The following is a 5,599-nucleotide window of genomic DNA, read 5'->3' as shown; positions in this document are numbered from 1 at the left end:
TATGGGCCATGTTGTCCGGCGGCAGCGAGAGAGTGCCGGAGCCGGGAATGCTCGTGAGGGTGCCGACCGCGAAGGCCCCGTCCCCGGCCTGAAGCGGGTTGTCCGCCGTGAGGCTCTTGACCGAGTTCTCGAAGATCGAGAGGAGGTACTGGAACTGGAGCTGCCACCGCTCCGTGGCGTAGCTCGCCTTGAGCCTCAGCTCGTTGATCGTCTGCTCGATGGGCTCCAGCGACTCCGTGAAGTCGTTGCCGGGTGATCCGAACACCATGCCGATGGGACGGTTGCCCTCCTTGTTGATCCGCTTGTACTCCGCCCGCAGCTCGAGAGCGGGTATCGGCGTCAGCGAGAAGAAGAGCTTGGCCGTGTCCCAGCGGACACCGATCTCGTCAAGCTCCGGGGCGCTGTTGTGCTTGGCCTTCTCGGCGGCCGAGAGCGCCGCGGCGCTCGCGCGCGCGGGGAGGACGTAGACGCCGCGCGCCGTCTCCGTCGCCAGCATCCGGGCGTTGGTGGCGAAGATATGGGGCGTCTGGTCCCAGTCGAAGCCGAACTCCCAGCGACCGATTCGCCCGGCGCGGAGGGAGAACTCCTGGTCGTCATAGCCCCACTTGGAGCCGCCGAACTCGAGCGAGTAGCTCTCGTCAGGCCGGAAGAGCCGCAGGTCCAGTCGCTCGAGGAGCATCCCCGGCGTCAGGTCCCTGTACTCCTCCAGCTTGGCCTTCCGGCTCGCGGAGGGCTCGTCGATGAAGAAGCGCCCCCCCAGCTCGATCTCGCCCTCGAAGCTGAACCCCCCGGCGGGCACCTGGGCGCCGGCGGGAGTCGCCAGCGTCAACGCTACGAGTCCTGCGACGAGCGGCCCTACCATCGCGTGTGGTCTCATGTCGACCCCCTATCGCTCGAAAGCAGAGCCCGAGGGATGGTTCGAGCCATGGATGACGGAATGGCAGTTCACGCAGGCCCGGCCCAGCGTCTGCCTGGGCGAGCCGGGGTCCCGGCCATAGGGGCTCGTCGGGTGGCGCGACTCCACGTGGCATTGCTGGCAGAGCCGAGGCTTGGCGACCTTGAGCATCTTCTCGTGGTTCGACCCGTGCGGCTCGTGGCAGTTCGCGCACGACTCCGAGACCGGCGGATGCGGCCAGAGGAACGGACCCCGCTTCTCGGCATGGCAGGTGTAGCAGGTCTCGTTGGCCGAATTCTCCCGGAGGAGCGTCTGCGTGACGGTGCCATGCGGGTTGTGGCAGGAGGTGCAGGTCATCTTGCCCTCGCGCAGCGGCATGTGCGAGGAGCACATCACCTGCGCGCGCGTCTGGAGGTGGCAGGTCCCGCAGGTGTCGATCACGGTTTCCTTGGCGAGCTGCGCCTTCGGCGAGTGCTGGGTCATGACCGTGTGGCAGTTCGTGCAGGCGACGTTCCGCGCCTCGTGGGCGCTCCCCTGCCAGAAGAGCCGGTCGCCCTTCTGGTGGCACTGCAGACAGACCGCATTCCGCTGCTCGACGGGAGTGGGATCCTTCCTGCTGAACGAGATGAGACCCCCGGCGCCCTTTCCTCCGCCCGCCTCGACATGGGCCTTCCCCGGGCCGTGGCAGCCCTCGCAGCCAAGGCGCTCAACCGCGGTTCGCGGCTGCTTCAGCATGAGGCGTCCCATCTTCGTCGCGGCGAACTTCTGGTCCACCTCCTCGTGGCAGGCCCGGCAGGCATCAGAGCCGACATAGCCATCGGCGGGTTTTGCCGCGGCGGACCCGGGGGGAGGCTGCTGGGCATGAGAGGACGACAACAAGGTCAAGAGGAGCAGGAGTGGCAGGACTCCGACACCGCCGAGGACCCTGATCAGGCGACGCATGCGGTTTCTCCTCTCGCAACGCCGACAGCGTACCCACTCGGACTGCGCTCACGAACCGAGAACTGCCGCTCTTCCGCCCCGCAAGCCTCGGCACGTCCCCGGAGAAGCGGGTATGCGACCGACACACCCCGGCGCGAGTTCATCCTCGCGGCGGGAGGGTACTTCGCCGCCTGGAAAGCTGTCAAGAGAATTCTTTCACTTGGCCTTCACTTGCCCCGTTGCCGTCATCGCGGGGCTGTGGAACCACGGCTTCATCATGGCGGAGCGTGCCGAGCGCCGACAGCTGGCCTGGCCCAGGCTCCGCCCCGAAGAGATGGCCCATCTCGTCGCCTTCCTCCAAGTGGCGGAACGGACCCGCTGACCGGCCGACGGTCAGAAGGCGATCACCCGACGCGCCACCCCGCCGGCCAAGAGCGCGAGCGCGATCGTGAAGCCGGAGACGGCGAGGCCCCGCTTCCACCCGATCTCCCTCGCGAGCACGGCGACGGTGGCGATGCACGGGATGTAGAGCGTGTTCACGAGTGCATAGGTGAAGATCTGGCCCCGGTCCATGAAGGCCGTGATCTCGCCGGCGGAGGCCCCGTAGCGGGCCACGGCCAGGGTGATGAGGAGCTGCAGCGCCAGCTCCTTCCTGAGCACCGCGAAGATCAGCGTGAGCCCGGCCACCGCCGGAAGCCCCAGCCACCCCTCGACGATGGGCGCGAGCGGCGCCGTGAAGGCCCAGACGAGCCCCGTCTCGTAGATGATCCCCAGCGCGAGGCTGCCGGCGAGGACGACGGGCATCGCCACCCGGACGAAGCCCGCGAAGCGGTGCCAGGTGCGCTTGAGCATGGTGCGAAGCCGTGGAGTCCGGAACGGGAACATCTCCATGACCAGACCGGTCGAGCGGCCGGGGAGGAGCCGGTTGAGCCCCCAGCCCGCTCCCCAGCCCAGCGCGGCGACGATGAGATACACGGCCACGGCGGCCTCCCAGCCCACGTACTTCGAGACGGCGCCGGCGATCACCGCCGTCCTGGCGCTGCAGGGCACGAGACAGACCAGCGTGCTCGCGAGGATGCGCTCCCGCGCCGTGGCGAGCACGCGCGTCGCCATGATGGCCGGCACGTTGCACCCGGCGCCCGCCACCAGCGGGATCACCGCCCGCCCGTGCAGCCCCAGCCGATGCATGAACGGATCGGTGAGGAAGGCCACCGCGTTGAGATACCCCGTGTCCTCCAGCACCGAGAGCATGAGGTAGAAGACCAGGATGTACGGGATCCCCACCGCCAGCGCGGCGTTGACCCCTGCGTCCACGCCCCAGAGGAGGCTCCGGCCTGTGACCCCCTCGCCCAGGACGCCCCGCACGCCGAGACGGATCCACGGCGAGATGTACGCCTCCCAGCTCCCGGTGAGCAGGATCGAGAGCGCGTCGCCCACGTAGAAGAGCCCGGCGAAGAGCGCGACGAGCACCAGCCCGAGGAGGGGGAAGCCCGTGGCCGGCGCCGTCGTCCAGCGCCAGAAGCGGTCCTGACCGCGGGACGGGGCCCTCACCTGGGACTTCACCCGCGCGGCGATGTCCCCCGCGAGGCCGTGGCGCTCCCTTGCGATGCGGATGGGCGTGGGCTCGTCGTGGCGCCCGGCGATCTCGGCGGAGGCGGCCCGAGCGTGCGTCACGATCTCGTCGCCGCCGGGAGCCGCTTCCGCCCATCCGAGCGCTCCCTCGTCGTCCTCCAGCAGGAGGATGGCCACGGCGCGAGCCGGCAGATCCCACGGGAGCGGGGCCCCGGACTTGACCAGGAGATCCGCGAGGCTCGCGACGGCCTCCTCCACATCCAGCCCGTAGCGCGGCATGGAGACGCCGGCGCCCTTCCCGGCCTCGCCGAGCGCGACCTCCATGAGCCGGTCGAGCCCCTGGCCCCGCACCGCCACGGTCGGCACCACCGGCACGCCCAGGAGCCGGCTCAGCCGGCCATGGTCGATGCGCACACCGTCCCGCCACGCCTCGTCCACGAGGTTCAGCGCGATGACCAGCGGCATCCCCATGTCGAGGAGCTGAAGCGGCAGGTAGAGGTTCCGCTCGAGCCTCGTCGCGTCCACCACCGCCACGACGGCATCGGGCCTGGCGTCCAGGAGCGCCTGGCGCGCGACCCATTGATCCTCGGAGGTGGACCCGAGCGCGTAGGTCCCGGGCAGGTCCATGATCCCGACCTCCTGCCCCTTGAACTGCGTCGTGGCCAGCGCGACCTCCACCGTCTTACCGGGATAGTTCGCCGTCGCCACGCCCATCCCCGTGAGCCAGTTGAAGAGGCTCGACTTGCCGACATTGGGGTTGCCGGCGAGAGCGAGGCGGACCGTGACGTCCGCGCGCCAGCGGTCGATCGTGGCGTGACAGCCGGTCGCCAGGCTCACGCGGGCCTCACCAGGATGCGCGCGGCGACCTTCCGGCCCAGCGCGTAGCGGGAGCCGGCGCTCCTGACCAGAATGGGGCCGCCGAAGGGCGCGACCTCCTCGACCTCGATGCTGGTCTGGGGCAAGAGGCCGAGCGCGGCGAGGTACTTGAGGACCTCGGGCTCCTCACGCTCGATCCGGAGGATGGTCCCGCTCTGGCCGGCGCGGAGGCGGTGAAGCGGCGTCCCCTCGTCGCGACCCGGCGTTCCATCCGCGGAGGGGATGGGGTTGCCGTGGGGACAGGTCGCGGGAGCACCGAGATGCCTGGCAAGGGCATCCGCGATGTCGTCGGCGAGCACCGGAGTGAGCCGCGTGGCCTCCTCGTGCACCCGGTGCCACGGCAGGCCCAGGGTATCGGTGAGGAAGCGCTCCAGGAGCCGGTGCCGCCGGACCAGCCCGAGGGCAACCCTCTCGCCCTCCTTCGTGAGCACGAGCCGGTCCGGCCCCTCGGCGCTCACGAGCCCTCTGTCTTCGAGATCGACCACCCGGCTCTTCGCGGCCTCCTCCTCGAGATGCAGCCGCTTCGCGAGCCGCGCGATGGTCGCCGAGCCCTCGCGGTCGAGTCGATAGACGGCGTCGACAGACTCGAGCAGCGCCGCCTCTGGAAGCCTCCCGCCACTCGCCATCCGCTGCCTCCCGTGTCCGGAGCCGTCAGAGCGACGCTCGCCCCGGGAACCCCGGGGGGCAACGCGAGCAAACGGTTTGCCATGCAGACGCGAGGGGTAACCTGCCGCGGAGAAAGAACTCGTCGAGCGGGCGGACGCGCGCGCCGGGCGTCGAGCCGCCCGTGGCTGTGGTGCTACCGTCTCAAGCGGGGCGGAGGCGCCCCAGTGACCCCGCCGCCCCGGAGGGCGGCAGGTCACGTTGGCGCCCTTCTACTGTCGCGGCCCCGTGTACCTCGACACCTCGGCCAGCCTGTCCAGCGATGCCACGCCCTCGAACCGGTCGCTGCCTATCACCCAGGTCGGATAGGCCTTGACCCCGACGCGGGAGCACAGGTCTGGGCGCGGGTTGAATCCCTTCGGATCGCACTCCACGTAGGGCAGGAGGCTCGCGGCAGGCCCGAACCGGGCCTTTTGCTCGGTGCAGGCGGGTCACCAGTAGGCGCCGTAGAAGATAGCGCCGCCCTGCGCCAGATGCCGAGCCAGCCCCTCCTGAAAGGCCGAGCTCCCCTGGGACGAGTACGACGCGAAGACGCCGGCGCCGAAGACCACGGTCGCGATCGCCGTCACCGCTCCCAGCGTGACCAGCCGCGCGGGGCGAGTCGGCGAGCGCTTCCCTCCGATCTCCGGTCGCCGGGCCAGCAGAACGCCGACCAGCGCCAGCGCCACCACG

General features: G+C 70.1%; 6 protein-coding genes. 1 reads left to right on the top strand and 5 read right to left on the bottom strand.

The features are described from left to right. Positions 1–862, bottom strand: an 862-nt coding sequence (locus tag HYV93_05235; GenBank protein MBI2525368.1) for an MtrB/PioB family outer membrane beta-barrel protein, incomplete at its 3' end; no start/stop codon positions are given. 24 nt (positions 863–886) lie between these two features. After that, entirely contained in the window at positions 887–1,837 is a 951-nt protein-coding gene (locus HYV93_05230; GenBank protein ID MBI2525367.1) for a DmsE family decaheme c-type cytochrome, read from the bottom strand. Between the two features lie 199 nt (positions 1,838–2,036). On the opposite strand from HYV93_05230, the gene HYV93_05225 reads away from it, so the two are divergent. Continuing rightward, entirely contained in the window at positions 2,037–2,198 is a 162-nt protein-coding gene (locus tag HYV93_05225; protein ID MBI2525366.1) for a hypothetical protein, read from the top strand. 11 nt (positions 2,199–2,209) lie between these two features. Here HYV93_05225 and feoB read toward each other — a convergent pair whose 3' ends face one another. The 3 genes from feoB to HYV93_05210 form a co-directional block, all read right to left on the bottom strand. Next, positions 2,210–4,225 (bottom strand): ferrous iron transport protein B, encoded by a 2,016-nt coding sequence (feoB, locus tag HYV93_05220; GenBank protein MBI2525365.1) that lies wholly within the window; start codon positions 4,223–4,225, stop codon positions 2,210–2,212. After that, on the bottom strand, positions 4,222–4,890 hold the full coding sequence (locus HYV93_05215; protein ID MBI2525364.1) for a metal-dependent transcriptional regulator: 669 nt from the start codon (positions 4,888–4,890) through the stop codon (positions 4,222–4,224). The genes feoB and HYV93_05215 overlap by 4 nt, the downstream gene beginning before the upstream one ends. Before the next feature lie 468 nt (positions 4,891–5,358). Then, on the bottom strand, positions 5,359–5,599 hold a 241-nt coding region (locus tag HYV93_05210), incomplete at its 5' end, for a hypothetical protein (GenBank protein MBI2525363.1).

This window comes from Candidatus Rokuibacteriota bacterium (assembly GCA_016188005.1).
Classification (GTDB): Bacteria; Methylomirabilota; Methylomirabilia; order Rokubacteriales; family CSP1-6; genus UBA12499.
The sequence above is the reverse complement of the archived record's forward strand: the minus strand, read 5'-3'. Positions and strand labels throughout refer to the sequence as shown.